15 protein-coding genes are annotated in these 22,135 nt (G+C 71.5%); 4 read left to right on the top strand and 11 right to left on the bottom strand.

Annotated elements, in window-relative coordinates; genetic code table 11:
- Positions 1-31 precede the first annotated feature (31 nt).
- From ACFY6S_RS23500 to eccD, 8 genes are all read right to left on the bottom strand, one after another.
- The gene (locus tag ACFY6S_RS23500) at positions 32-403 is read right to left on the bottom strand and encodes a hypothetical protein (protein WP_388824806.1); all 372 of its coding nucleotides are present in this window, start codon (positions 401-403) and stop codon (positions 32-34) included.
- 28 nt (positions 404-431) lie between these two features.
- The gene (locus tag ACFY6S_RS23495; protein ID WP_388824804.1) at positions 432-860 is read right to left on the bottom strand and encodes a YbaB/EbfC family nucleoid-associated protein; all 429 of its coding nucleotides are present in this window, start codon (positions 858-860) and stop codon (positions 432-434) included.
- Between the two features lie 126 nt (positions 861-986).
- Positions 987-4,538, bottom strand: a complete 3,552-nt coding sequence (locus ACFY6S_RS23490) for an AAWKG family protein (RefSeq protein WP_388824801.1) — start codon at positions 4,536-4,538, stop codon at positions 987-989.
- A 142-nt stretch (positions 4,539-4,680) separates the two neighbouring features.
- Entirely contained in the window at positions 4,681-5,187 is a 507-nt protein-coding gene (locus ACFY6S_RS23485) for a type VII secretion system-associated protein (protein ID WP_388824797.1), read from the bottom strand.
- A 179-nt stretch (positions 5,188-5,366) separates the two neighbouring features.
- Positions 5,367-5,696, bottom strand: coding sequence for a WXG100 family type VII secretion target (locus ACFY6S_RS23480; protein ID WP_388824794.1), 330 nt, complete (start codon positions 5,694-5,696; stop codon positions 5,367-5,369).
- An 88-nt stretch (positions 5,697-5,784) separates the two neighbouring features.
- Positions 5,785-6,141 carry a hypothetical protein gene (locus ACFY6S_RS23475; RefSeq protein WP_388824791.1) on the bottom strand — a complete coding sequence of 119 codons (357 nt, stop codon included), beginning with the start codon at positions 6,139-6,141 and terminating at the stop codon, positions 5,785-5,787.
- Between the two features lie 468 nt (positions 6,142-6,609).
- The gene (gene eccB, locus ACFY6S_RS23470) at positions 6,610-8,058 is read right to left on the bottom strand and encodes a type VII secretion protein EccB (protein ID WP_388824788.1); all 1,449 of its coding nucleotides are present in this window, start codon (positions 8,056-8,058) and stop codon (positions 6,610-6,612) included.
- A gap of 21 nt (positions 8,059-8,079) precedes the next feature.
- Positions 8,080-9,480: a type VII secretion integral membrane protein EccD gene (eccD, locus tag ACFY6S_RS23465; RefSeq protein WP_388824785.1), complete on the bottom strand. Its 1,401-nt coding sequence runs from the start codon at positions 9,478-9,480 to the stop codon at positions 8,080-8,082.
- Positions 9,481-10,135: 655 nt separating this feature from the next.
- Here eccD and eccCa point away from each other — a divergent pair.
- Complete coding sequence (gene eccCa, locus ACFY6S_RS23460; RefSeq protein ID WP_388824897.1) at positions 10,136-14,110, top strand: type VII secretion protein EccCa; 3,975 nt, start codon at positions 10,136-10,138, stop codon at positions 14,108-14,110.
- A gap of 79 nt (positions 14,111-14,189) precedes the next feature.
- On the opposite strand, the gene ACFY6S_RS23455 is transcribed toward eccCa, so the two are convergent.
- Positions 14,190-15,389, bottom strand: coding sequence for a S8 family serine peptidase (locus ACFY6S_RS23455; protein WP_388824782.1), 1,200 nt, complete (start codon positions 15,387-15,389; stop codon positions 14,190-14,192).
- A 309-nt stretch (positions 15,390-15,698) separates the two neighbouring features.
- On the opposite strand from ACFY6S_RS23455, the gene ACFY6S_RS23450 reads away from it, so the two are divergent.
- Positions 15,699-19,007: a right-handed parallel beta-helix repeat-containing protein gene (locus ACFY6S_RS23450; RefSeq protein ID WP_388824779.1), complete on the top strand. Its 3,309-nt coding sequence runs from the start codon at positions 15,699-15,701 to the stop codon at positions 19,005-19,007.
- Between the two features lie 93 nt (positions 19,008-19,100).
- Here ACFY6S_RS23450 and ACFY6S_RS23445 read toward each other — a convergent pair whose 3' ends face one another.
- Positions 19,101-19,436: an SCO0607 family lipoprotein gene (locus tag ACFY6S_RS23445; RefSeq protein WP_388824776.1), complete on the bottom strand. Its 336-nt coding sequence runs from the start codon at positions 19,434-19,436 to the stop codon at positions 19,101-19,103.
- Positions 19,437-19,690: 254 nt separating this feature from the next.
- Between ACFY6S_RS23445 and ACFY6S_RS23440 the strand changes: the two genes are divergently transcribed.
- Complete coding sequence (locus ACFY6S_RS23440) at positions 19,691-20,137, top strand: hypothetical protein (protein ID WP_388824773.1); 447 nt, start codon at positions 19,691-19,693, stop codon at positions 20,135-20,137.
- Between the two features lie 66 nt (positions 20,138-20,203).
- Here ACFY6S_RS23440 and ACFY6S_RS23435 read toward each other — a convergent pair whose 3' ends face one another.
- On the bottom strand, positions 20,204-21,376 hold the full coding sequence (locus ACFY6S_RS23435; protein WP_388824770.1) for a PP2C family protein-serine/threonine phosphatase: 1,173 nt from the start codon (positions 21,374-21,376) through the stop codon (positions 20,204-20,206).
- Positions 21,377-21,465: 89 nt separating this feature from the next.
- Here ACFY6S_RS23435 and ACFY6S_RS23430 point away from each other — a divergent pair, with 89 nt between their 5' ends.
- Entirely contained in the window at positions 21,466-21,972 is a 507-nt protein-coding gene (locus tag ACFY6S_RS23430; protein WP_388824767.1) for a MarR family winged helix-turn-helix transcriptional regulator, read from the top strand.
- Positions 21,973-22,135 lie beyond the last annotated feature (163 nt).

Raw genomic sequence — 22,135 nt, 5'->3', positions numbered from 1 at the left:
GGACGTCCGGCGGAAAGTCGATTTCCTCCACTTAGTGCCTGCCGCCCCCGGTGGCGGAGTCTCCACCCACCCCGTCCAGGTTCGACATCTGCTGCCCGATCTGCTCGTGCGCGTAGGACTGCACGCCCTCGATGTGCTGCCCGTTGGCCCAGACCGCCTGCCGGAGCCCCACGAACGCGGAGCCCAGGGTGCTGACCAGCTCCAGGCACGAGGCGTTGTTCGCCTCGTACTGCGGCATGACCTCAAGCGCGAAGTCGTCCGTGTAACCGGCCCAGCCCCGGTAGCTCTGTGAGTCGCGGATGAAATCCTCGCGGATCTTCCTCGCCCGCTCCGGCAGCGACTCCATCATCTCGTCGCTGCGCCGCAGACCGCCGGGGTTCGCCACGTACTTGCCCGTGACCATGATGACCTCCCTCGTTCCCTTCGTGGAGTCAGTCCGTGTCCTCGTGAATCTCGTCGTGCAGACGGGCCGTCGAGCGCCTCCTGCCGCTGTCCGGGCCGTCGAGTGCCGAGCCGAAGGCCCGGTCCCAGTCGATGTCCACGCCTCTGAGGCCCGTCCGGCCGCCGCCCGTCCGCGTCAACGGCTCGAAGACCTCCATCACTTTACGGGCCATCTGCGCGCGGCCCTCCTGCACCGCCTCCATGACGGAGGCGGCCAGCTGAGGCCCTGTCATGTTCAGGTATTTGTTGTCCGGGAACTTCAGCCCCGTCAGCTCACCCTGCGGGCCCACCGTGACCTCCACCGCGCGGTCCCGTGAACGGATGGTGGCCGACGCCTGGCCGAGTTCGCCCTCGGCCCGCGCGACGGCCTCCTGCACGGCGGTCAGTTCGGCCATCGCCTGGGACAGCTTCTTTTCCATCGACTCACTCAACGGGCACACCTCTCCACCTGCTGGTACGGGATTCTGCCGTACACGTTCGCGACCTACGAAACCTCACGCGTGTATCCGGTGCCGGGGGCGGCCCGAGGGCCGCCCCCGTACCGGTCACCGCCCGATCACCGCGGGCGCGCCGCCCTCGTCCGTGCCCCACACGTCCTCGTCCTCCGGGACCCACGAGTCACGGGCGCGGTCACCGCTCTGGGTCTGGGTCTGCTGGCCGCCACCGCCGCCACCGCCACCGGCCATCGGCGGGAGGAAGGGGGTACCGCCCGCGGTGGGACCGCCGGCCGCCACGCGCACCTCGTCGTCCGCGTACCGGCCGTTCCTGACGGGAGTGCCGGCGCCGCGCCGTGGACGGCGGTTGTTGACCACCTCGCCGTCGATGACGTTACGGACGCGCTCGCCGGAGTCCGACTGGCCGCCGCCCTTGCCGCCGCCCATACCGCCCATGCCGCCACCCATACCGCCGCCCATACCGCCACCCATGCCGCCGCCGGTGCCGGAGCCCGTCGCCGAGCCGTCCGCGGTCGCGCCGGAGCCTGCCGAGGCGGCCACGCCGTCGGCGCCGGGGAAGGGTCCGCTGTTCAGGAACGGGCGGTTGTGGCTCGGGGTGGCAGCGTCGGCGGACGCACCGGTGCCGGCCAGGGGGGACTCGTAGGGGTTCTCGTCGAACAGCTCCTCCTCGTAGGAGGGGTAGTCGTACGACGGAGGCGTGTAGTCGAGCGAGCCGCTGTTGAGCTGGCCGGAGCCGAAGGAGGACGGGTTGGAGTCGTCGAGGTAGCCGGAGCTGGTCGAGCCGTCCGGCCGGGTGATCGTGGTGGTGCCGGTGTCCGGGTTGATCGTCTGGGTGGAGCCGTCCGGGAACTCCGTGACCACGTTGCCGCCGGAGTCCAGGTGCGTGATGCTGCCGCCGGGGTTGGACAGCAGGTCACCGGTGTTGAGCGGGCCGGAGAGGGTCGTACCGTCGGGGCCGGTCACGGTCGAGGAGTGGGTGACCGGGTCGATCACGGTGGTGGAGCCGTCCGGGAAGTCGGTGATCACCCGGCCGCTGGAGTCGATGCGCGACTCGCCGCCGCCGGGGATGTCCAGGACGCCGTCGTTGACGGGGCCGGAGATGCGGGTGGACGACAGGTCGGGCAGATCGCCGGCGTTCAGGGCCTCGCGGCGGGTGTTGTCGTAAGCGGTCTGCGCCTCGGCCTGCTTCTTCTCCTGCTCCTGCCGGACCTGGTCCTGCTTGGCCTCGGCCTCCTTCTGCCGCTGCTCCTGCTCGGACCGGTACTGCTCCTCCTTGGCCTCCTGATCCTTGCGGATCTGGTCCTGCTTGGCCTCCTGCTCGGCCTGCCTGGCCTCCGCCTTGGCCTCCTGCTCGGCCTGCTTCTTCTCCTGCTCGGCCTGCTGCTCGGCCTGCTTCTGCTGGGCCTCCTTCTCCTTGGCCTCCTGCTTGGCCTCCTGCTCCGCCTGCTTGGCCTCCGCCTTGGCCTGCTGCTCGGCCTGCTTCTTCTCCTGCTCGGCCTGCTGCTGCTCCTGGCGGTCCTCCTGCTCGGTACGGATGCGGTCCTGCTTGGCCTCCTGCTCGGCCTGCTTGGCCTCGGCCTCCTTCTTCGCCGCCTCCTGCTGGGCCTTCGCCTCCTGCTCCTTGGCCTCCTGCTTCGCCTCCTGTTCGGCCTGCTTGGCCTCCGCCTTGGCCTCCTGCTCGGCCTGCTTCCGCTCGGCCTCCTGCTGCTTGGCCTCCTGCTCGGCCTTGGCCGCGGCCTCCTTGGCCTCCTGCTCCTTCTTCGCCTCCTCCTGCTGGGTCTTGGCCTGCCTCATCTGGAACAGCTGCATGTTCTCCGAACGGGCCTGAGCCTCGGCCTGCTTGGCCTCCTGGTCCTTGCGGACCTGTTCCTGCTTGGCCTCCTGTTCGGCCTGCTTGGCCTCCGCCTTGGCCTCCTGCTCCGCCTGCTTGGCCTCGGCCTCCTTCTCCTTCGCCTCCTGCTTCGCCTCCTGCTCGGCCTGCTTGGCCTCCGCCTCGGCCTTGGCCTCCGCCGCCTTGGCCTCCTGCTCCTTCTCCTTCTCCTCGGCCTTGGCCTCGGCCGCCTTCTCCTTCGCCTCCTGCTCGGCCTTGGCAGCGGCCTCCTTGGCCTCGGCCTCCCGCTCCCTGCGGTCCGCCTCTTCCTTGGCCTCCTTCTCCTTGCGTTCGGCTTCGGCCTTGGCCTCCCGCTCCTTGCGCTCCGCCTCTTCCTTCTCCTTCAGCCGCAGCGCCTCAGCCTTGGCGGCCTGGTCCTTCTGCCACTGGATGAACGCGTCCTGCTTCTTGGCGGCCTCCTCGGCGGCGGCGTTGGCCTTGTCCTCCTTGTCCTTCGCCTCGTCGGCGGCGACGTCGGCCTTGTCCTCCTTGTAATCCTGGTCGAGGGTGCTGCCGCCCCGGGACTTCACGGACCCCAGGTCGAAGCTGCTGTTGCTCCAGCTGTTCCGTACCTTCTCCATGGCCGAGATCGCGGCCGCGTCGAGCTGCTCCACGACGGTCTGCTGCCACATCTCGACAGCCTTGTTGCCGACCTTCAGCCAGGTGCCGAGATCCTTGAGATCACCGAATTCGCCGGCCGCGACGACGAGTTCCCCGTCGTACGCCTTGATCTCGCCGAAGGCCGCCTTGTTGTCGAAGCCGGGTTCCGCGATGTAGTTCGTGTAGTAGTACTCCCCGGCCCCGTCGATCTCATAGGTGATCTTCGTAATGTTGTGGTCCCACACATGTTTCATCACCGCGGACAGCAGCTGGTGCAGCAGGATCAGCGGATTCCCGTACCGCCACTCCCAGTTCATCCACGCGTTGTGGAGATCGACCACGGCCTCTTTGAAGTCCTTTTTCGCCTGCCTTATCTCATTGCCCTGCTTCGAATACCCGCTGGCCGACGTCATGTCCTCGGCATAGTCCGAGTACTGCTTGTTCACCTTTTTGACGAGGTCCCAGAAGACGCCCGCCGCCTTGCCCCGCCAGGCGTCGTTCTTCTCCTTGCCGACCCTGGACTGCCACTCCTCCACCACCTTCTGCTGGGTGGCGAAGAACTGGGCGACGCGGTCGAAGGCGCCGGCCACCACATCGAAGTTGCCGAGGGTGACGGAATCCCCGTCCGCCACGTCCTTGCCGCTCCAGCCGAAGCCGTAGGTGCCGATGTCCTCCTTGTTGCGCAGCTCCTCCAGAGCCAGTCCGGTGCCGAAGGCGTACTGGGTGAGCGGCGTCGAGTCCCAGGTGGGCTTGCCGTCCATCCCCAGGTGGCCGCTGATGTGGCTGGAGAACTGCCCGCCCTCGTAATACCCCTGCATCGGGGTCTTTCCGTCACCCGTGTTGCCGAGCATCGAGATACGGGCCTTGTGCATCGTCACATCGGAGCCCTCGCCGCCCGACGTGTAGTAGAAGGGGATGACGAAGTCGGTGTTCTCGATCTTGTACCCGGCGTTGTCCGCCAGCCAGCTCATGTCATCGGTGTCGACGTAGTCGACATAGCCCACGTCGGATATCTCCACCTTCATCAGCGGAATACCCTCGTTGCCGACCAGGGTGTCGAAGATGTCGCTCCTGGCCGGCGCCTTGTATCCCGTGAAGAAACCGATCGCCTCAGCCCATTTGTCATTGGTGCTGGTGAGTTCGCTTGTGATCTTGCTGGAGTCGAGCGCCATGCCAGGATGCCTTTTCGGTCAGGGCGGATGATGGGGGGAGAACGGGCCGGGGGACGCTGCCGCACGGCGGCACGGTCACATGGTCACGACGCCCCCGCGCGGAGACCTCGACCGGCGCGTGCGGACCGGCAGCCGCACGGGCTCACTCGTCCTCACTGCCGCTCTTCTTCGAGCCGCCACCCATGTCGGAGAGCACGTCGTCCACACCCTCGAAGAAGTTGACGAGCTTCTTCCCGTCGATCTTCTCCAGGTTGTCCTCCTGGGTCTCGAACATCTCCTCGATGGTGTCCTCAAGGTTGTCCTCGATCTCCTCAAAGAGCTCGACCTGGAGCTTGAGGATCTCGTCGAGCTGATCCACCATCGCGTTCAGGGACTTCACCAGGTAACCACCGTTGGTGCGCCCGTCCTTGTCGCCCGCCATCGTCCCGATGGCGAGCGGCACCTTCTGCCCGTCGTAGAAGCCCGGCGCCTTGTTCGACCCGTCCTCCCCGCCCTGGAGGTTGGGGATCGCCGGTACGAGCACCCCGGCCGGGGAGTTCCCGTCCTCCCTGATCTTCTTGACCGCGGCGAGGAACGGAACGACGTCGTTGTCGAGGAAGCTCTGCAGCCAGGCCTTGTTGAGGTTGACCGTGGGGGAATTTTCAGCCATTCCGTACTTCTCCTGTTTCCATAGGGGTCCGCCGGATTCAGGGCGGTCTGCGGCGCGCGACGCCGGCGGTCCGGGCGGACGGCGGGCGGTGAAGCGCCGCCCTCACGACAGCGGGCGGCCGCTCGCGTGACGCACACGCGGACGGCCGCCCGAAGAAACCAAGGGTGTGTCGCCCGCGGTCAGCTGCCGATGCGCACGCTCTCCCACAGCGACGTCAGGGACTTCTCGCTGTACTGGTAGCTGTCGGAGACGTCGTTCAGCAGGGCCGAGTTCTCGGCGAGGATGCGCTTCATCTCCTCGACGGCGTTGTTCCAGGACGCCTGCTTCTCCGCGTACACCGCCTTGTCGTCACCTTCCCAGGTCTGCTGGAGCTCCTGGAGCTCCGCTTCCAGGTTGGTGAGGATGCTGTCGATCGACTTGGTCTGCTGGACCATGTCGTCGGCGGCGTTCTGCATGTGGGAGTAGTCGACGTAGATCTGGCCGTCGGTGAAGTCAAGCGGGGGGGTCATGGTCGTCCTCGTCTCGCGGCGGGTGGTTCAGGGAAGGTGTCGTGCCATGCCCGGGAGCCGGTCACAACTCCCGGGGCGGGAGGGGGCGTCAGCGACCGGCGGTGGAGCCCGCCAGCGCGTTGAAGATCTCCTCCGAGCGGTTGTACGCCTGCTGGATGGACTCGTTCGCCGTGGACTGCTGGATGCCCTGCGCGCGCATGGTCTCCTCCAGCGTCCCGATCATGTCGCGGAGGTTGCTGGAGATGATCTCCGCCTGCGCGTCCCACCGGTCGAGCAGGTTCTGGAACGCGCCACCGTCACTACCCGCGTACCCGGAGGACAGGTTGTGCTTCATGTTCTCGACGTCCTGACGGCTGTTCTGGACGCCGCTGAAGGCCATTTCCAGAGCGCTGACACCATTCTGTGTCGCCGATGCCAGTGACTGCTGTCCGCCTGTACCTGCCATGTGCCTGTGCCTCCTGGAATGTCGCGCCCCCGACTGTCGGATCCGGGCGGCGCGCTGCGTGTTCGGACGCGGCCGGAGGACCGGCGTCCGGATGGTGTGGACAAACGGAGCCTAAGGAAAAGAGAGTTGACGGTTCAATGGCCTGAGTCACCTTTCCGCTCCGAACCGGTGTTTCCGGTGTTTCGCGGGCGGGGATTCGACCTGGCCGTCAGCTGAGCCCCTTGTACTTCTACACCCTTGCGCTTTCTTGTCCTAGGACGCCCCGACATCACGTCCCGTTGCGGTGACACGGTCGCTTTCTCCCGTGTCACACAATGTTCACCCGACCTCCCGCCACGGTGTGTTCGCCGCACGTCACTGTGCGGTGTGTTTCGCCCACCACCGCGGTGTGCGCGGTGTGTTGTGCCGCCGTCACGGTGGGTGCGACGCGTCCGCGGTGCGGCCGTCCGGGACCTCGTTCGCGGGGGCTCATTTCCGGTCGCAGCGCGGAGTCGTGGTCGCGGTCCTGCCCAGGGCGGCGGACTCCTTCGTCAGGTCGGGGCCGGTCGGCAGCATCGCCAGCAGCGGCGCGGGCAGTCCGCGCGCCTGACCCTCCGAGTAGCCGAGCGAGGTGAGCGCCTCGGCCGTCCCCACCCGGTACTTCATCCCGGTGTCGGTCACCAGGTAGACGGTGGCGCCGACCTTGCTCCCGCTCGCCCCGAGCGCGCGCACCAGGGACCCGCCGCCCGGCCGTACGGTGATCGTGCCGACCGGCATACAGGCCGGGGTGAGCCCCTCCGGCGGCGCCTGCGCGGCAGGGCCCAAGGTACCCGTCGCGGTCAGCGCCACGCTGATCCGCGGCCCGCGCTCGCCCGGCTCGACCCGGACGCAGACGGTACGGTCCTCGCCGAGGGCCACCGCCTCCGGCGGCGTCGAGGGCAGGTCCGGGTCCTCCGCCGTCTCGCCCGCGCCCGGGGCGAGATGACCGCTCAGCACGTCGGCGCCCAGGGCGGTCACCTTCGCGGCGCCGCCCCCGTACACCTTCTCGCGGGTCTCCGGGTCACCGAGCACGAGCGCGGCGCCGGTCGCGGTGAGAGGGGCCAGGCCCTCCTTGCGCAGCAGGTAGTAACGCTCGGCGGAGCCCGGCACGGTGACCCGGAACACCTCGCCGATCCGGGACTCGCGTCCGCCCAGCGACGGCCCGTCCTGCCCCTTGCCCGGCACGTCGGGCGAGCGCAGGTCGGGGCCTGTCGGCAGGGCGTTCAGGAACGCAGCCGAGACGGGGAGCCGGGGGGTGGAGCCGTAGCCGAGGGCCTCGCGGGCGCGGCTGTCCTCGTCGAGCCGGAGTTTGCTGCCCCGCCACACCAGATAGCCGGCCTTGTCGGGACCCGTCACCAGCATCCCCTCGTCGGTGGGCAGACCGGCGGCGTCGGCCGGCACGCTCACCGCGACGGTGGTGGCGGTCGCGTCCGTGTCACTGCCCGAACAGACCTGCCACGGACCGGTGTCCAGGTCCCCGCTCGCGGGCAGCGCGTCCGGGGCGCCGCTGATGCCGACGGGCGCCCCGTGCGGCGTACCGCTCAGGGAGCCGGTGCCGACCGACGTCGCCTTCAGGTCGGCGCCCCCGAGCAGCCGCGCGGAGGCGTAGTTGCGCACCGGCCGCAGCCGGCCGTCGAGGTAGAGGTAGCGGGAGCCGGTGTCCTTGTTCACGACAAGGGCGCCGGCCGTACGCCAGGAGTCCTTGGTGCCGGGCTTGAGCAGACCGAGGACGAAGGACCCGGCCGACAGCAGGACGGCGATCACGATGCCGATCACCACCCCCCGGTTGGTCCGGCCCTGCGGGCTCTCCGGGGCGTCCGGATCCGCGCGCAGCATGCCCGAGGTCAGCCGCCCCATGACGAACATGTGCGCCTGGACCTGATCGCGTTTGGACTGCATGGCAGCGTGTCTTCCTTCCGGTCAGCCGTTGATGGACCGCAGGGCGCCGTACACGCCGAGCACCCACAGCGCGAGCGGCAGCATGCTGACCGCCAGCGCCGAGTGCAGCAGTTCGCCCGCACGGCCCCAGTACGGCACGAGCCGCCGGCCGGGGACGGTCCAGGCGGCGATCGCGACGGCCGCCGTGGCCGCGAGCAGACCCGCGGCCGTCACCAGCCGGATGCCGGGCGCCGCGGCCGGGGCGGCGACCAGCACCAGCAGGATCAGCCCGGCCACACCGGGGACCACCAGGGACATGCGCTGCCAGATGTTGCCCAGTCCGCGCGCGTGCAGGATGAGCAGCAGCGAAAGTGCCACCGTCATGATGATGTCGGAGAGTTCGCGCTCCCGGCCCAGCACGACGACGCATCCGGCGCCGACGAGGCCCACCGCCCCGTACAGCGAGGTCATCCAGCCGTCGGCGAGGATGGCGCGGGCCGAGACCACGGAGGTGGCGTGCGGCTCGATGCCCTCCTGCAACTGCTGGGCGTTGGTCGGCAGGGGCGGCATCCGCATCCCGGACATCCGGAAGGCCAGCGAGGGCACGAACGCGCCGAGGACCACCGCCAGGACCGCGATGATCCCGGCGGTGTGCACGGGCGCCAGGTCCGTCGTGATGAGCAGGACGGCGGCGAGTGCGCCGAACACCGAGACGACCGCGATGCCCAGGAAGAGCGCGGCGAACGCGGCCACGATGGCGAGCGCGAGCACCGCCCCGCCCGCCGCGGCGGCGCTGGCGGCGAGCAGCCGCGCGCCCAGCGTCTCGTAGGCGTGCGGCCCGCTGAGCGCGCCGCCCGGCAGCAGCCAGCCGGCCAGCGCCAGGTAGGGCGCCACCATGAAGCCCAGCGCGGCTCCGGCGCCGGCGTCCCCGACCGCCCGGCTCGCCGCGCCCGCGCCGGCGAGCAGCAGCAGGCCGGTCGCGGCGGCGAACACGGCCCGGGGCAGCGCGGAGCCGCCGGGCCAGGCGATCACCACCATGCCGCCGATGAGCACGGCGACCGCGATGCCGAGCAGCACCCAGCGGCTGACCTTCGGGGTCCAGCCGTAGGGGTGGTCCCGCATCGTGGTGGAGATGCCGTCGACCAGGTCGTCGATGTGCACCTCGGGCAGGGCTTCGGTGCGGGGTCTGAGGTAGAGGGTGTCGCCGTCGCGCAGACCGTACGAGTCGAGGGTGCGTTCCTCGTCGAGTGGTTCGCCGCCGAGCCGCTGGAGCACCCAGCCGCCGTGGTCGATGCCGGTTTCTTCGAGGTTGTCGCCGGCGTAGCCGAGCACCGCCGGCAGCAGGTCCGCCACGGGGACGTCGGCGGGCACGGCGAGATCGATGCTCTTGGCAGGGGCTCGTACCGTCAGACGGCACAGCTCGGCCACCTGAGTGTCACTCATCGGAATGGCTCACGCTTCTCCGGGTTACTGCTGAGAACGGGCAGGGGGACGCGGGTTGACGCACCGCCGGGCATCTCACTCGTTGGACGCGTTCCAAAGCCTCGGGACAGGGCCGGTTTTCGACGGTCGGCGCGACGATCGTAGTATCAGCCGCCTGCTGTGGACGATGTGGCCTGTGGCACAGAAGGCGAGGTGACCGCCGGCGCACCCTGTGCGGGGTGCGGAAGGCGGCGTGACGACAGGGTGGAGCGGCGGCGCGGTGACGTGGCGCGGGCGGGCGCGTGGCAACCGCGCGACGCGGCACGGAAGTCGGCACGGAAGTCGGCACGGAGGTCGGCGCGGCGACGCGGCGCCGAGGCCGTCGTGGTACGGATGGTGCGTGGCACGCGACATGGCGTGGCACCGACCTGCCGGGTGACGGACGTGTGACGTAGCAGGACTGTGACACGGCGGGGCCGGGTTGTGGCGAGACCGTGACATGGCCCCGCCATGACATGCCGCAGCGACATGACGACCCGGGTCTTCCGGTGCCGGTCGTGTCCCGGCCCGGCAGCGACGGCGGGCGGCGCCCGGCGACGACGTCGGCCTCGACATCGACGTCATCGTTCCGCCCGCTCTCTCCCCCCTTGCCCCGTAAGGAGACGGTTCCTTGAGTGTGGTCCTGTTCCGCCGCCCGGCCCGACGCCGTGGCCCGGAGATGCCCGACGGGGAGCTGAATCTCCAGGAACCGCCGATCCTCCCCGAGACGGTGCCCGACACCTCCGCCGTGTGGACATATCTCCCCATGGCGTTGATGTCGGTCTCCATGATGTTCATGTTCATGCGGCCCGGTATGACCCGTGGCACCGGCGGGTTCATCTACATCGCCCTGGGCCTGATGGTGCTCGGCGCCGCCGCGATGTTCATCGGCCAGTTCATGCGCAAGGCCGCCGAACGCAAGCAGAAGCTGAAGGGCGAGCGCCGGGACTACCTGCGCTACCTCACCCAGATCCGGCGCAAGGTGCGCGGCGCCGTCGTGGACCAGCAGCGGGCCCTGGCCTGGCGCCATCCCGAGCCCGCCGCCCTGTGGTCGATGGTGGGCACCACCCGGCTGTGGGAACGCCGGCCGCGCGACGAGGACTTCGGCGAGGTCCGGATCGCGGTCGGCGAGCAGAAGCTCGGCCTGAAGCTGAACCCGAACTCCAGCAACCCCGTCGAGGACCTGGAACCGCTCAGCGCGCACGCCCTGCGCAGCTTCATCCGCGCCTACTCGACGGTCCCCGAGCAGCCCATCGCGATCTATCTGCGGGCCTGGGCGCGGGTGCTGTTCCGGGGCGACGAGGAGCGGATACGGTCCACCGCGCGGGCCCTGGTCGCCCAGCTGGCCACCTTCCACTCGCCGGACGACGTGTGGATCGCGCTGTGCGTCTCGGACGAGCGGCGCGCGGACTGGGAGTGGACGAAGTGGCTCCCGCACAGCCTCCACCCGCACGACACCGACGGCGCCGGCCCGACCCGGATGACCGTCTCAGCCCTGGGTGAGCTGGAGGACCTGCTCGGCGCCGAGTTCCTGGAGCGGCCCCCGTTCGACCCGGACGCCGTCCCCGGGCGCGAGGAGCCGTTCACCGTGATCGTGGTGGACGGGGGCACCGTCCCGGCCGGGCACCGCGTGGACGGCGCCGGCTTCCGCAACACCGTCGTACTGGACCTGAGCGGCGCGCTGACCTGGCGGCCCGGCCGGATCACGCTGCGCTTCGAGGTCGCCGAGGACGACCTCGGGCTGGTCCGCACCGACCGCGAGCGCAAGGAGCAGGCCACCCGGCTCGGCAGGCCCGACACCTTCGGGCTGACGAGCGCCGCCTCGCTCGCGCGGCGGCTCGCCCCGTACCGCATGGGCCTGGGCACGGCATCGGACTCGTCGGAGCCGCTGTCCGCGAACGTCGAACTGACCGCGCTGCTCGGCATTCCCGACCTGCACCGCCACGACCCGGACACGCTGTGGCAGCAGCACACCGGACCCTCCCGGCTGAAGGTGCCGATCGCGGTCGGCGCGGACGGCGAACCGGTCACGCTGGACATCAAGGAGTCCGCCCAGGGCGGCACCGGACCGCACGGCATGCTGATCGGCGCCACCGGCTCCGGCAAGAGCGAGCTGCTGCGCACCCTCGTCCTCTCGCTCGCCCTGACGAACTCCTCGGAGACGCTCAACTTCGTCCTCGTGGACTTCAAGGGCGGTGCCACCTTCCTCGGTCTGGACGAACTCCCGCACACCTCCGCCGTCATCACCAACCTGGCCGGTGAGGCCGCGCTCGTCTCCCGGATGCAGGACGCCCTGCACGGTGAGCTGATGCGCCGCCAGGAGCTGCTGCGGTCGGCGGGCAACTACACCTCGGCGCTGGACTACGAGAAGGCCCGCGCCTCGGGCGTGCCGCTGGAACCGATGCCCAGCCTGTTCGTCGTCGTCGACGAGTTCAGCGAGCTGCTCGCCGCGCACCGGGAGTTCATGGAGCTGTTCGTCATGATCGGCCGCCTCGGCCGGTCCCTCGGGGTGCACCTGCTGCTCGCCTCGCAGCGCCTGGACGAGGGCCGGATGCACCAGCTGGAGAGCCATCTGTCGTACCGGATCGGTCTGCGGACGTTCTCCGCCATGGAGAGCCGCGGCGTCCTCGGTGTGCCGGACGCGTACCAGCTGCCGTCGCAGCCCGGCAGCGGCTTCCTGAAGTCGGGCGTGGAGGCGCTGACCCGCTTCCGCGCCGCTTACGTCTCCGGCCCGTACGCCCAGCGGCGGGGCAGCGCCAACCAGGCGCGGGTGGCCAGCCAGACCGTACCGTGGACCAACAGCTACGTCGTGCCGCGCCAGTTGCCCGACGCCCCGGAGCCCGAGCCCACCGCCGAGCCGGAGGAGACCGGCGACACCCTGCTGTCCGTCGCCGTGGAGCGGCTGCTGACCGCCGGGCCGCCGGCCCACCAGGTGTGGCTGCCGCCGCTGGACCTCCCGGCCACCCTCGACCAGGTGCTGCCGCCGCTCACCCCGGACCCCGAACTCGGCCTGACGACCGTCGGTTCGGCGAGCCGGGGCCGGCTCACCATCCCCATCGGCATCATCGACCGCCCCTTCGACCAGCTCCGTGACCTGCTGACCGTCGACCTCTCGGGCGCGGGCGGGCACATCGCCGTCGCGGGCGGCCCGCAGAGCGGCAAGAGCACGATGGTGCGCACCATCATGACCGCGCTGGCGCTCACCCACACCCCGCGCGAGGTGCAGTTCTACTGCCTCGACTTCGGCGGTGGCACGCTCGCCGGACTGGCCGGCCTGCCGCACGTCAGCGGGGTCGCCGCGCGTCTGGACACCGAGCGGGTCGGCCGGACGATCTCCGAGGTCACCACGCTGCTGGCGGAGCGCGAGCGGTTCTTCCTGGACAACGGCATCGACTCCATGGCGACCTTCCGGCGCCGGCTGGCCGCCGGGGAGTTCCCCGAGCACCGGCACGGCGACGTGTTCCTGGTGATCGACGGCTGGTCGACCGTGCGCCAGGACTTCGACCGGTACATCCAGACCTTCGGCTCGATCGCCGCCCGCGGCCTCAACTACGGCATCCACCTGATCGTCACCACCGCCCGCTGGGTGGAGCTGACCTCGTCCATCCGCGACCAGGCGGCGACCCACCTGGAGCTGCGGATGGGTGACCCCATGGACTCCGAGATCGACATGCGGCGCGCCGCGACCGTGCCGCGGCTGCCGGGCCGCGGGCTGACACGGGACGCCAAGCTGCACTACCTCACCGCGCTGCCGCGGATCGACGGCGCGGAGTCGGCGGACGACCTGTCCGACGGGGTGGCGGGACTCGTGGCGGCGGTCAGGGAGAGCTGGCAGGGCCCGCCGGCCCCGCCGGTCCGGATGCTGCCGGCCAAGCTCCGGCTCTCCGAACTCCCGGCCCCCAAGGGCGACTTCAAGATGCCCATCGGTCTGGAGGAGGAGCGTCTTTCCACGGTGTGGCACGACTTCTCCGAGACCCCGCACATGATCGTGGTCGGCGACACGGAGAGCGGCAAGACCAACATGCTGCGGCTGACCGCCAAGGCCATCATGGACCGGTACAGCCCGGCCGAGGCCCGGATCATGGTGGTGGACTACCGCCGCGAGCTGGTGGAGGCGATCCCGGACGAGTACCGCCTCGGGCACGCGGTGTCGATGGACGCCCTGAAGGACCTGATCGCGGGCGCCGCCCGGGCGGTCGCGGCCCGCGTACCGGGTCCGGAGATCACACCGGCCCGGATGCGCAAGTGCGACTGGTGGGACGGGCCGCGGCTGTTCATCCTGGTGGACGACTACGACATGCTGGGCACCAGCCCGATGAACGCCCCCTTCGACCCGCTGCTGAACCACCTGGCCCTCGGCTACGAGGTCGGCCTGCACATGGTCGTCTCCCGCTCCGCCGCGGGCGCGGGCCGGGGCCTGGGCGAAGCGATGCTGCGTCGCATGCAGGAGGTCAACACCCCGACGCTGCTGCTGTCGTGCCCGCCGTCGGAGGGCTTCATCATGGGCAGCGTCAAGGGCCGCAACCTGCCGCCCGGCCGGGGCACGCGGGTGACGCGCCGCAAGCAGACCCAGGTGCAGACGGCGATCCTGGAGGACGACGACGCGTCGTAGCGGACGGGAGCGGGGGCCGGGCCGTCGGCGGCCGAGCCCCCGCTCCCGTGTTCCCGCGCCCGCCCCGCGCGTGGACGCGTCAGCTGCCCGCCGGGCGCCAGTTCCGGGCCCGGCCGCGCGGGATGACCACCGCGCCCGCCGCCACCAGCAGCACCAGCCCGCCGCCCGCGCACGCCACCACCAGCGCGCGCGTGCGCGGCGCCGTCGCGGGCGGGGGCGGGACCACCGCCTTCTGCGGCTCGGGCGTCGCGCCCTTGGCGTCCGTCAGTACGGCCGTCAGCGCGGCGTACGGGTCGAGCCGGGGCGGCGCCGCCGGGTACGCCGCCTCCGTCAGCCGGCGCGCGACCTCGGCGGCCTTCAACTCCGGGTAGCGCGCCCGTACCTGTGCCGCGGCGCCCGCGACGTGCGCGGCGGCGAACGAGGCGCCCGAGCCGATGAAGTGGCCCGAGCCCTTCGGGCCGATGCTCACCACCGCGTCGCCGGGGGCCGCCAGGTCCGCGCCCCGCACCGGCGGCGCGTTGGACGGCCGCCCGCCGTCCGGGCCGTAATCCGTCACGGCCAGCACGCCGGGCGCCGCCGCGGGCCAGTACCAGGGCGCCGGCTCCGTGTCCCGCGCCAGCGCGTCCGGCGCCACCGGGGCCACCACCAGCGCGTCCTTGCCGCTCGCGTACGCGACCGCTTCCGTCAGCGTCGCCTTGCCGCTGTCCAGCGCCACGGCGACGTAGATGACGGAGACGCCCGCGTCCGCCGCCTGGCGTATCCCCTCGGCGACCTGGTCGGCCGTCGTCCCGCCGCGCTCGTCCGTGCCCCGTACGGCCAGGATCCTGGCCCGCGGCGCCAGCCCCGCCGGACCACCGCCTTCGCCGGGCGTCGCCGCGATCAGACCGGCCGCGAAGGTGCCGTGCCCGACGCAGTCCTCGCCGGCCGCCCCGAGCGCGGTCACCCGCCCGGACAGCGCGGGCGCGGCCTCGGCCACTCCGGTGTCCACGACCGCGACCGTCGTACCGGCGCCCTGGGAGAGCGGCCGGGACCGGGACGCGCCCAGGGCCCCCAGCGTCCAGGGCTCGGCCTCGGCCTTCTCGCTGGAGACCGAGACGCAGGTGTCGTCCTCCGCCAGGACGGACCGTACGACGGGCAGCCCCACGGAGTCGGCCGCGGCGGGCACGGTCCCGACGGCGACCAGCGCGGCCGGGATCACGGTCATCAGCAAGGTGGCGGCCAGGGCCGAGGCCCGGGGGCGGCGGCGGGCGCGAACTCGGGCACGGGGCATGGCGCGCATGATAGGCGCCGCGCGTGACGGCGCGACGAGCGGGAGGTACGGGCCGGGACGTGCGGGAAGTACCGGGCGGGACGCGCGGGAGGTACGGGCCGGGACGCGCGGCCGGGCCCCCGCCCCGCCGCGCGCGCCCGTCCGGTCCCGGCGGATCGCGCCCGAACTCGTCCGTCCCTCCTGGAACATCGCCGCACCGGTCCCGTAGCCTTCACGGCGTGCGCACAGCCGTACGTACCCGGACGCGAACCAGTCCCCTGCCGGCCCCCTGGGTGGGAGAGGCACGCGGCGGCGGCACCACAGCGAGGAGGATCGAGCGTGTCACGGCAGTTGCTCAGGGTCGGGTCGGAACAACCGGACAGCTTCCGGACGATCGGTGATGCCCTGGACAAGGCACGCACGGGCGCGGTGATCCGGGTCCACCCCGGCCGCTACCCGGAGAACCTCACGGTCAGGACCCGGGTCACCATCGTCGCGGACGGCGATCCGGGCAGCGTGGAGATCTGTCCGCGCCGGGGCACCGCCGTGGTCCTCGTCGCCGACGCCGTCATGCTCACCGACCTGACCCTGCGCGGCGGGAGCGAGGACCTGCCGGTGGTCGACGCGCCGCGCGGCCAGGTCGCGATGGACGGCTGCACGGTCATCGGCTCCGGCTGGACGGCCGTCCTGGCCCGCGAGTCGGGCTCGCTCGCCATGCGCGACTGCCGGGTCAGCAACCCGAAGGGCGCCGGAGTCGTGGACTCCGCGCCCACGGGCAGCGTCATCGCCGGCTGCCTCATCGAGAACCTCGGCACCTCCGGCGTCGTCATCGGCGCGGAGGCGCGGGCGACCGTGCGCGACTGCCGCATCCGCGACGCCCGCGCCAACGGCGTGCTGACCTCCGACGAGGCGCAGGGCCTGGTGGAGGACTGCGACATCTCCGGCACGGACAAGCCGTCCATCGCCCTGGAGGGCCGCAGCGGCACCCGGGTCGTGCGCACCTCGGTGCACGACACCTCCGTCGGCGTCTACATCACCAGCTCCGCCCGCCCGGTCCTGGAACACGTCACCGTGTCCGACACCTCGGGCCCCGGCATCATGCTGGCCGCGAGCGCCGACCCCGAGTTCCTGAACTGCCGCACCTCACGCACCAAGGGCAACGGCCTCGCCGTCACCGAGCGCTCCCGGGGCACCTTCCAGGACTGCGAGTTCGACACCGCCGCCGCGCCCGCGATCCGGGTGATCAATTCCAGCGCGCCCACCCTGACCGGCTGCGCGGTGCACGACTGCGCGGACGCGAGCGGCGCCGTGCTGCTGGAGGAGGAGTCGTCGGCGGAGTTCGACGACCTGCTGGTCGCGGACGCGGCCGGCACCGGCATACGGATACGCACCGGCGCCAACCCGCTGCTGCGCCGGGCGCGGATCACCTCGCCGGGCGGCCACGGCGTCGAGGTGGTCGACGACGGGCGCGGCCGGCTGGAGCACTGCGAGATCGACCGGGCGGGCGGCGCCGCGGTACGGATCGCCTCGGGCGGCAACCCCGAGATCCGCGACACCGTCATGCGGGCGGCGACCGACGCCACCGTGTCCGTCGGCGCCGAGGGACGGGGCGCCCTGCGGGACTGCCGTATCGAGTCCGCGGCGGCCGGCGGCGTCACGGTGGACAACGGCGGCGAACTCACCGTCCTGCGCGCCCACATCACCGACTGCGGCGCCCACGGCGTCCTGCTCGCCAACGGCTCCCGCGCCACGCTCACCTCCTCCCAGGTCATCGGCTGCGTCGGCGACGGCGTCCGGATCGACAGCGCCGAGCCCGTCACCGTCACCGGCTGCACCGTCCGCGACAACCGCGGCGCGGGTCTCCGGCAGACCCGGGTGAACGAACGCCTCACGGTGGAGGACCTGAACAGCGCCGGCAACGTGGCCCCGGACGCCTGGGGCGACACCCTCCCGCTGGACGCCGCGAACGGCGGGGCCGGGGAGTCGGCCAAGGAGCCCGCGAGCCCGCTGGAGGAGCTGGAGGCGCTGGTCGGCCTCTCCGAGGTCAAGAACCAGGTGCGGACCCTCGTCAACCTCAACCAGCTCAACCAGCGCCGCGCCCAGCTGGGCATGCCCGTACCCCAGTTGAGCCGCCACCTGGTCTTCTCCGGACCGCCCGGCACCGGTAAGACCACGGTGGCCCGGCTGTACGGCGGCATCCTGGCGAATCTGGGCGTCCTACGCTCCGGGCACCTGGTGGAGGTCTCCCGGGCCGACCTGGTGGCGCAGGTCATCGGCGGTACGGCCATCAAGACGACCGAGGCGTTCAACGAGGCGCTCGGCGGCGTGCTGTTCATCGACGAGGCGTACACGCTGCTCTCCGACAGCAAGGGCTCCGGCGCCGACTTCGGCCGGGAGGCCGTCGACACGCTGCTGAAGCTGATGGAGGACCACCGCGACGAGGTGGCCGTCATCGCCGCCGGCTACACCGGCGAGATGGACACCTTCCTCTCCTCCAACCCCGGCCTGGCCTCCCGCTTCACCCGCACCATCGAGTTCGCCAACTACTCGGTCGACGAGCTGGTGACGATCACCGAGAACATGTGCGCGGGGCACCGCTACGCGCTCGACCCCGCGACCCTGGACGCCCTCGCCCGGCACTACGAGCGGATGCCGCGCGACGCCACGTTCGGCAACGGCCGGGCGGCGCGCCGGGTGTTCGAGGAGATGGTGGACCGGCAGGCGTCCCGGCTCGCCTCCATGACGAACCCGGCGGAGAGCGACCTGACCCTCCTGCTGCCCGAGGACGTGGCGGCGGACGCCGGCACATCGGCGGACAGCGGTCCCGGCTCCGAGGAACTGCTCGCCGAGCTGAACTCCATGATCGGCCTCGCGGCGGTGAAGAACGAGGTGACCGCCCTGGTCAACCTGCTCACCGCGACCAGACAGCGCAAGGCCGCCGGGCTGCCCACCCCGAGGATCAGCAACCACCTCATCTTCTCCGGGCCGCCCGGTACGGGTAAGACCACGATCGCGCGGCTCTACGCGGACCTGCTGCGCTCCCTCGGCGTCCTGCCCAAGGGCCAGCTGGTCGAGGTCGCCCGCGCCGATCTGGTGGGCCGCTACGTGGGGCACACGGCGCAGCTCACCAAGGAGGCGTTCGAAAGCGCCCTGGGCGGTGTGCTGTTCGTCGACGAGGCGTACACGCTCACCCCGGAGGGCGCGACCTCGGACTTCGGCCGGGAGGCCGTCGACACGCTGCTGAAGCTGATGGAGGACCACCGCGACGAGGTCGTCGTCATCGCCGCGGGCTACACCCGCGAAATGCGCCGCTTCCTCGACTCCAACCCGGGTCTGGCCTCGCGGTTCTCGCGGACGGTGGAGTTCGAGAACTACTCCACGGACGAGCTGCTGGAAATCCTCTCCACGCAGGCCACCGGCTACGGCTACGACTGCTCCCCGGAGGCGCTGACCGCGCTGCGCGACTACCTGGACACCCTGCCGCGCGATCACGCCTTCGGCAACGCGCGCACGGCCCGGCAGATCCTGGAGGGAATGATGACCCGCCAGGCGGGCCGGATCGGCGGGATGTCCGCGCCGGACCTGGACGACCTGCGCCTGCTGCTGCCGGAGGACCTGCCCCCGGAGACGGCGGCGACGCGCCGTTGACGGATGGTGCCCGCCCCCGCGCCGACGCGGGGGCGGAGCCGGCGAGGCGGCGGGTCAGCGGGCGCCGGGCGCCGAAGAGGCGGGCGGGACGCGTCACTTGTCGTCGGGGGCCTCGATGATGTCGCCCTTCTCGTCGACGGTGTGGGTCTGCCAGTAGATGTCCCACTTGTCGTCGACGTGCTGGGGCACCTTGCCCTCCGGGTAGCGGACGTACCCCTTCGGGGGCTCCTCGCCCTTGGGCACGCACGCCTTGCCGGTGCTGCCCACCGTCATCACCCCGTACTCGCCGCCGCCGCAGATCGCGTCCTCCGTCGAGCAGCCGGCCAGCGCGGCGACGGCCGCGCACGCCAGGGCGAGGCCGGCCGCCGAGCGCGCGACGCGCCTGCCGCGTACGGGAGAGGTGGTACGGAATCCGGCGGTGGCACGCATGAGTGTCTCCTTCGACTGGGTCGGTGCGGACCATCCTGCGCGACGGCCCGCGCGCGGGCGTGAGTACACGTACTCACGTACGAACTCGACGTACGGACCGGTCCGGCGACGGAACTCTGCCACTTGGCCCAGCCGGGCGTGCGATCCGGCCGCCGGCCGGGTCGACTGAACAGATCCCGCTCCCGCTTCCCGGAGCCGGAGCCGGAGCCGATGACGCGGCACGCGGGCGGTACGGGCAGAGAGGGCCGGATCAGGTGAGAGAGCGCAGCGCAGTCGCCGCGAACGGGATCACCCGCCTCGTGGGGGCGCTGCTGTGCCTCGGCGTGGCCGCCATCCACGTCAGGGACCAGGGCGGAATCCCCGGCTCCCAGTCGCCCCCGTACATCGCCTACCTCTACTGGGCGCTGGAGATCGTCGCCGTCCTCACCGCCCTGCTCCTGCTGGCCGGTGCCATCGGGCCCGGCTGGTTCCTCGCGATGGGCGTGGCCGCCGGGCCCATCCTCGGATACGTCCTCACCCGCGGCCCCGGTCTCCCCGACGACCACGGCGACGTGGGCAACTGGACCTATCCCCTGGGGCTGGTCAGTCTCGCCTTCGAAGGCGCCCTGCTCATCCTGTCGGTGAGCTGTTTCCTGCTCCGCCCCCGACGCGGATCGCGTCGCGCGGCGGGGCGGTCCTACGGCGGGAGGGCGGGTACGTAGGGAGGCGAGGGCCGGTGCGCGCGGGAGCGCCGGTACGCACGGCCGCGTCGGCCGCGTACCGCCGCGTCAGGACGTACGCCCGTACCAGTCGAGGCAGACGATCATCGCGTCGTCGTCGGCCCGGGACCGGCCCCGGTGGCCCGCCAGTTCTTCGAGCATCGTGCGCGGTACGTGCGACGGGGGCAGCAGCCGGGTGTCCCGCATGGCCCGGGCGAGCGCGCCCTCGCGGTAGCGCTCGCCGCCGGGGGAGGCGACGTCATAGACGCCGTCGCTGATGAACAGCAGACGGTCGCCGGGCAGGATGTCGAAGCGCTCCACCGTGTAGGCGGTGTCCTCGAACATGCCGAGCGGGAGCTGTGCCTCCGGCTCGATCAGCTCGACCGTGCCCCCGCGCAGCCGCCAGATCTTGGGCGAGCCCGCGTCGATGAGGTCCACCCGGCCGGTGGCCAGATGGAAGCGCAGCAGAAGCGCCGAGAGGTGCGCCGCGCCCTCGTAGTGCCCGTACAGCGCCTGGTCGGCGAGGCTCGCCTGGCCGACCAGGTCGAGTCCGGCCCGGCGGGCGTTGCGCAGGGCGTTGACGGCGAGGTTGGTGAGCAGGGCCGCCTCGATGCCCTCCCCCATGCCGTTGGTGACGGTGAGGGTGAGGTGGTCGGCGGAGGCGGACCAGTCGAAGTTGTCGCCGTGGATCGCGTAGGCCGGTTCCAGCTGTCCGCCGAGGGAGTACTCGGCCCGGGAGCAGGCCCGCCCGGGAAGGAGCTGCCACTGCATCTCGGCGGCGAGGGTGAGGCGGTCCGCGCGCCGTGCCTGGAGATAGAGGTCGGTGTCGCGCTCGGCGACGACGATCTCCCGGCCGAGCACGTCGGCGATCTCCTCCAGCTCGTCGAGCGCCCGCGGGGAGTACCGGTCGGCGGGCAGGGTGACGGAGAGCACGCCGAGCCGGTCCCCGCGCACGGTGACGGGGAGGTGAGCGGTCACGGCGGACGGCGGGTCGTCGGTGACGACGTGGGGTCTCTGCGCGCCGAGGGCTCTCCCCGGTGGGCTGGTGTGCACGGAGAGCGGCTGTGCGGTGTATGGAAGGACGTCGACCGGCTGGAGTATGGTCATGGCGTAGTCGGCCATCAGCAGGTCGACGGCGCTCGCGCCGAAATGTTCCGTCAGTGCCGTACGGACGGAGTCGAGGAGCTCGTGAGGGGCCGCGCCGCGCAGGGCGCGTTCCACAGCCACGATTCTGTCCGCCATGTGACGACCGCTTTCTCGGAGAACTGAAATAAGGAGTAAGGCGCTGTCCGGACCATCCGGGCCGCCAAGGCCGTTCGGAGTGTCACGGTATGGGTGTGGATCTCTCTGCCTCGCACAGAGAATCTCATGACGCCGCGCAGGCGGCGCGTGAGGTCATCGAGTTGCTGGAGATGCTGTGGGAGCGGGGGCGGGACGCCGTCTCCCCCGCGCCCGTCTCGACGTCCCAGCTGCGTGTCCTGTACGTACTGGAGCGGGGCGACGGCATCAATCTGCGCACGCTCGGCGAGGCGCTGGGCGCCGCGCCGTCCTCGGCCAGCCGGCTGTGCGACCGGCTCCAGGCGCTGGGCTTCATAGAGCGGGCGCCGAGCGAAGTGAACCGCAGGGAGCGGCAGTTGCGGCTGACCAGCCGGGGCGAGTCCTATCTGCTCGATCTGCGGGTGCGCCGCGAGGAGGCCCTGCTGTCGGCCATCGCGACGCTGCCGCCGACGACCCGCCGGGCGCTGACGGAGGGGCTGACCGGATTCCGGGGCGCGGTGGACGCCGTCTCCCCGATGCCCGGCGCCACGCGACTGGATGAGACCGCGCGGCCCGCTTGACGTACCGGCCGGCCGGACTGGCCGGTTCGACCCCTTTCAGGCGAGAGGACCGTTTCGGCACGCTCCACGGGACGGCCGGTTCGCCGCGCCGCCGTACCACCGTGCCGCCGTGCCACCGCGCCTTCACGCCCGCCGCGCCCGCCGCGCCCGTCCCGCCCGTCAC

The sequence above is a fragment of the Streptomyces sp. NPDC012835 genome, from assembly GCF_042900885.1.
Taxonomy (GTDB): Bacteria; Actinomycetota; Actinomycetes; order Streptomycetales; family Streptomycetaceae; genus Streptomyces.
Note: the sequence above shows the minus strand (reverse complement) of the source record. Positions and strands in the feature narration are given on the sequence as shown.

Coding starts and splice junctions, on each gene's coding strand:
- ACFY6S_RS23500 (WP_388824806.1), bottom strand. CDS start 403: ATGGTCACGGGCAAGTACGTGGCGAACCCCGGCGGTCTGCGGCGCAGC.
- ACFY6S_RS23490 (WP_388824801.1), bottom strand. CDS start 4,538: ATGGCGCTCGACTCCAGCAAGATCACAAGCGAACTCACCAGCACCAAT.
- ACFY6S_RS23495 (WP_388824804.1), bottom strand. CDS start 860: ATGGAAAAGAAGCTGTCCCAGGCGATGGCCGAACTGACCGCCGTGCAG.
- ACFY6S_RS23445 (WP_388824776.1), bottom strand. CDS start 19,436: ATGCGTGCCACCGCCGGATTCCGTACCACCTCTCCCGTACGCGGCAGG.
- ACFY6S_RS23430 (WP_388824767.1), top strand. CDS start 21,466: ATGGGTGTGGATCTCTCTGCCTCGCACAGAGAATCTCATGACGCCGCG.
- ACFY6S_RS23475 (WP_388824791.1), bottom strand. CDS start 6,141: ATGGCAGGTACAGGCGGACAGCAGTCACTGGCATCGGCGACACAGAAT.
- ACFY6S_RS23485 (WP_388824797.1), bottom strand. CDS start 5,187: ATGGCTGAAAATTCCCCCACGGTCAACCTCAACAAGGCCTGGCTGCAG.
- eccD (WP_388824785.1), bottom strand. CDS start 9,480: ATGAGTGACACTCAGGTGGCCGAGCTGTGCCGTCTGACGGTACGAGCC.
- ACFY6S_RS23435 (WP_388824770.1), bottom strand. CDS start 21,376: ATGGCGGACAGAATCGTGGCTGTGGAACGCGCCCTGCGCGGCGCGGCC.
- ACFY6S_RS23455 (WP_388824782.1), bottom strand. CDS start 15,389: ATGCGCGCCATGCCCCGTGCCCGAGTTCGCGCCCGCCGCCGCCCCCGG.
- eccB (WP_388824788.1), bottom strand. CDS start 8,058: ATGCAGTCCAAACGCGATCAGGTCCAGGCGCACATGTTCGTCATGGGG.
- ACFY6S_RS23480 (WP_388824794.1), bottom strand. CDS start 5,696: ATGACCCCCCCGCTTGACTTCACCGACGGCCAGATCTACGTCGACTAC.